At 71.1% G+C, this 3925-nt stretch carries 6 protein-coding genes and 1 pseudogene; 2 read left to right on the forward strand and 5 right to left on the reverse strand.

What is annotated here, in order from left to right; genetic code table 11:
* Both V7793_RS34680 and V7793_RS34685 read left to right on the forward strand, forming a co-directional pair.
* Positions 1–491: pseudogene (locus V7793_RS34680) on the forward strand (ThiF family adenylyltransferase); the annotation flags it as partial.
* Positions 492–533: 42 nt separating this feature from the next.
* Positions 534–1916, forward strand: a complete 1383-nt coding sequence (locus V7793_RS34685; protein ID WP_336013674.1) for an ABC1 kinase family protein — start codon at positions 534–536, stop codon at positions 1914–1916.
* 18 nt (positions 1917–1934) lie between these two features.
* Here the strand turns inward: V7793_RS34685 and V7793_RS34690 are convergent, their stop codons facing one another.
* From V7793_RS34690 to V7793_RS34710, 5 genes are all read right to left on the reverse strand, one after another.
* Positions 1935–2120 carry a hypothetical protein gene (locus tag V7793_RS34690; protein WP_168096205.1) on the reverse strand — a complete coding sequence of 62 codons (186 nt, stop codon included), beginning with the start codon at positions 2118–2120 and terminating at the stop codon, positions 1935–1937.
* 142 nt (positions 2121–2262) lie between these two features.
* Positions 2263–2589 (reverse strand): hypothetical protein, encoded by a 327-nt coding sequence (locus V7793_RS34695; RefSeq protein WP_336013675.1) that lies wholly within the window; start codon positions 2587–2589, stop codon positions 2263–2265.
* Positions 2586–2948, reverse strand: coding sequence for a WhiB family transcriptional regulator (locus tag V7793_RS34700; RefSeq protein WP_336013676.1), 363 nt, complete (start codon positions 2946–2948; stop codon positions 2586–2588). Before V7793_RS34700 ends, V7793_RS34695 begins: the two co-directional genes overlap by 4 nt.
* A gap of 131 nt (positions 2949–3079) precedes the next feature.
* Complete coding sequence (locus tag V7793_RS34705; protein WP_336013677.1) at positions 3080–3406, reverse strand: hypothetical protein; 327 nt, start codon at positions 3404–3406, stop codon at positions 3080–3082.
* Positions 3407–3566: 160 nt separating this feature from the next.
* The coding region (locus tag V7793_RS34710) for an HRDC domain-containing protein (protein ID WP_336013678.1) at positions 3567–3925 on the reverse strand (359 nt) is incomplete at its 5' end.

A 3925-nucleotide genomic window follows, 5' to 3' on the forward strand; every position in this document is an offset into this window, starting at 1 on the left:
TGGTGGTCTTCGCCCCGCGGGACGGCCTCGCGGCCTACGCGCCCGACCCCGGCTCCTCGCAGGAGCTCCTCGCATCGGGTACGCCGCACCTGTTCGCGGGGGTGCTGGAAGCCACCGGACTGGTGGGGCCGTTGGTGCTCCCCGGCGGAACGGCGTGCGCGGGCTGCATCGAGCTGGGGCGGGCCGGCCGTGACCCGGCCTGGCCCCGGATGCTCGCCCAGTGGAGGTCCGGCCGCGGCTCGGGGGTACCGTCGTGCGACATGGCACTGGCCACGGTTGTGGCGGGGCTGACCGTGGCGCGGGCACTGGCCTTCCTCGACGGTGGGTCCCCGGCGAGCGCGGGGGTGCGGCTGGAGCTGGCTCTGCCGGGTCCGGCCTGGTCCCCGCGGCCCGTCGAGCCGCATCCGCGGTGCCCCTGCGGCGCGGCGCGTTCCCCGGATCCCGGGTATACCGCGGCCATGGGGTCACCGCACGGGACAATGAGCAGGTAACCGCCGTCCGCGGCGTGGCTGTTCAGCTAGTTGGAGGGGCGAATGTCTGATCTACCCCGCAAGGCGGTAACGCGCACCGCCAAGTTGGCCGCGCTGCCACTGGGGTTCGCGGGGCGCACGGCCCTGGGGCTCGGCAAGCGCATCGGGGGGCGACCGGCGGAGCTGATCGCGACGGAGTTGCAGCAGCGCACCGCAGAGCAGCTCTTCGCGACGCTCGGGCAGCTCAAGGGGGGTGCGATGAAGCTGGGGCAGGCGCTGTCGGTCTTCGAGTCGGCCCTTCCCGAGCAGATCGCCGGGCCCTACCGGGCCGCCCTGACCAAGCTTCAGGAAGCCGCCCCTCCCATGCCGGTGAAGACGGTGCACGCGGCCCTGGCGGAGCGGCTCGGCGAGGACTGGCGGGATCTGTTCGAGGAGTTCGACGACCGCCCGGCGGCGGCCGCCTCGATCGGGCAGGTGCACCGGGCGGTGTGGCACGACGGCCGGAAGGTCGCGGTCAAGGTGCAGTACCCGGGGGCAGGCGAGGCCCTGCTGTCGGACCTCACCCAGCTGGGGCGGTTCGCGAGACTGCTGGGGCCGCTGGTGCCGGGCATGGACATCAAGCCGCTGATCTCCGAGCTGCGCGACCGGGTCTCCGAGGAGCTGGACTACGGCCTGGAGGCGCGGGCCCAGAGCGCGCACGCACAGGAGTTCGCGGGCGATCCGGATGTGGTGGTGCCGGCCGTCGTGCACCAGGGCGACCAAGTGCTGGTGACCGAATGGATGGAAGGGCTGCCGCTGTCCGAGGTGATAGCGGAGGGCACCCAGGAGCAGCGGGACCGGGCCGGGCAGCTGCTGGCGCGCTTCCTCTTCTCGGGCGCGGCGCGCACGGGGCTGCTGCACGCCGACCCGCATCCGGGCAATTTCCGGCTGCTCACCGGGGACGATCCCGACGGCCCGCCGGAGAAGTGGCGGCTGGGCGTGCTGGACTTCGGCACGGTCGACCGGCTGCCGCAGGGCCTCCCGCCGGAGATCGGGACCGCGCTGCGGCTGACGCTGGACGGCCGGGCCGAGGCGGTCCACGAGCTGCTGCGGGAGGAGGGGTTCGTCAAGCCGGAGATCGAGCTGGATCCGGGCGCCGTGCTCGACTACCTGCTGCCGATCATCGAACCGGCACAGGCGGCGGAGTTCACCTTCACCCGGGGCTGGATGCGTGCCCAGGCGACGCGGATCGCCGACCCCCGCTCCCCCGCGTACCAGCTGGCCCGCCAGCTCAACCTGCCGCCCGCGTATCTGCTGATACACCGCGTGACGATGAGCACCATCGGGGTGCTGTGCCAGCTGGGCGCGACCGTGCGGCTGCGCGAGGAGATGGAGGCGTGGGTGCCCGGCTTCGCGGCGGCGGGCGGCGGCGCGGCCGAAGAGGAGAGCCGGGAGACGCCTGCGTGACGGGGCCGGGCCCCGGCTTCACCACCAGGAGGAGTCGAGGCGGCCCTCGATGGATCTGATGTTGGCCCGGGAGCAGTCGTCGCAGAAGTAGCGGCGGCTGCCGTTCTCGAAGGAGCAGGTCCAGGTCGGCGGCGCACCGTCGGCGGGGGTGCCACAGCGAGCGCAGGTGATGGTCTCGGCGGGCTCGGTGGCCTCAGGGTCCAACTGCCCTGATTCATGCGTCTTCTGGTCCACTCCCAGACGATATCCCCGCGAAGGGGCCGGGAGGGCACAACGCACCCGAACGCCCCGCGGGGCCGGTCCGTTCGGATCCGGCCCCGCAGGGGTGATGACGAGGGTGGGCGGGTCAGTGCATGACCGCCATGGCCAGGGCCCGGCGGGCGCGCATCGAGGCGCGCTCGGCGCGGCGCTGCATGCGCCGGGCGGCGGCCAGCCGAGTGGCCCTGCGTTCGGACTCGGCCTCCCTCAGTCGCTCGTGCATATGAGCACGGGCCAGGGCTTCTGGGATGAGTTGCATTTCGAGGTTCCTGTTCTGGCGCGAGGCGATCGCGCTGAAGGCGTCACGGGTGGGGACTTCGGGGCCGAAGGGCTCGGCGGAGGGGCGGTGCATCGTCGGATCCTGCTTCTTGGGGTCGTGCGTGGTGGGGCGGTCGATGGTGCCGAAGATGTTCATGCGGCGACCGGGTTCTTGCGCGGACGGCCACGGGGCCGCTTGCGGGCCACCACGACGCCCTGGACGAAGAGCTCGCCTCCCCAGACGCCCCACGGCTCGCGGCGGTCCATCGCACCGGCGAGGCAGGCCTCACGCAGCGGGCAGGTCCGGCAGAGCGACTTGGCGTACTCCACGTCCGCGGGCGACTCGGCGAAGAAGACCTCCGGGTCGTAGCTGCGGCACGGGACGGGGGTGCCCAGGTTCTCGATCGCGTCGTCGAGGTCGGTCAGGGCGGTGAGGGGGGTCAAGGTGTCCTCCGTGGGGACGGGCGGGGGGATCAGGTCGGTCGCTACTGACGGGGTGTGCGTCTTGAGTTGCACGGTGTCTTTTTCCTCGTCTGTCTTCCGGCTTGTGGCCGGGCTGGTTCCCCTCGGCGAGGGGGCAAACAAAAGGGCCGCGGATCCCGGTGTGGGTTCCGCGGCCCTGGAAGGTGCCGACCTGATCATGCCGATCAGGCTGGATCTCTCCAGGGTTCGAGCCCACGGAAGGCCCACATCGTGTGGTGCTGGTGCTGCGTGCTGACGGATCCGGCGCCGTTGGTCGTCGCCGCAAGGGCATAGGCCTGGGCCTGTGCCGATGCTGCTGCCTTTACCGCGGACGCCTTGGTCGGTCGCTCATTGATCAGGGAGGTTTCGCCGATCAGGGCGGAGCCGTTGATCGGAGCGAAGCCGGCGCCGGACAGACCGGTGCCCCGGAGCGATGCGAAGGAGAAGCCGAGCGGACGGGCGGCGATGACCGGGCGATCGGTCATTTTGTTGCTGGTCTTGAAGCTGATCATTGGTCTCGCCTCCTCTCGGCGTCTTCGGGGACCTGTCGGAACAGGTCCGGGCTTTTAAGTTCGGTACAGCCGGTTCAGTACAGCACGGATCCGCCGGCTCCCGGAAGAGCCGTTGTCTCCGTGCTCGGAAGGCTATGGGTATGCCGTCCGCGTGCGCAAACTATTTTTCGCGAGATTCCTCGGATGCGTCCTGGGACGCATCTTCCGACGTCAGGTAGGTGCCTGCACACAGTGCGAGGACGTCGGCACCGAACGAGTCGAGCTTGCGTCCTCCCACCCCTGAGATGCGCGAGAGCTCCGCTTCGGTTCCCGGAACGGCCTCCGCGATGGCGAGCAGCGTCTTGTCGGTGAAGATGCAGAAGGCGGGCTGGCCGAGCCGGCCGGCCTCCCCGGCGCGCCAGTCGCGCAGCCGCTCGTAGAGCGCCTCGTCGAGCTCGCAGGGGCAGTCCTCGCAGCGCATGAGCTTGATCTCGCCCGCATCCGTCAGGGTGCGGCCGCAGACACGGCAGCGGGCGGAGC

The organism is Streptomyces sp. KLMMK, assembly GCF_036961605.1.
GTDB classification, from domain to species: domain Bacteria; phylum Actinomycetota; class Actinomycetes; order Streptomycetales; family Streptomycetaceae; genus Streptomyces; species Streptomyces telluris.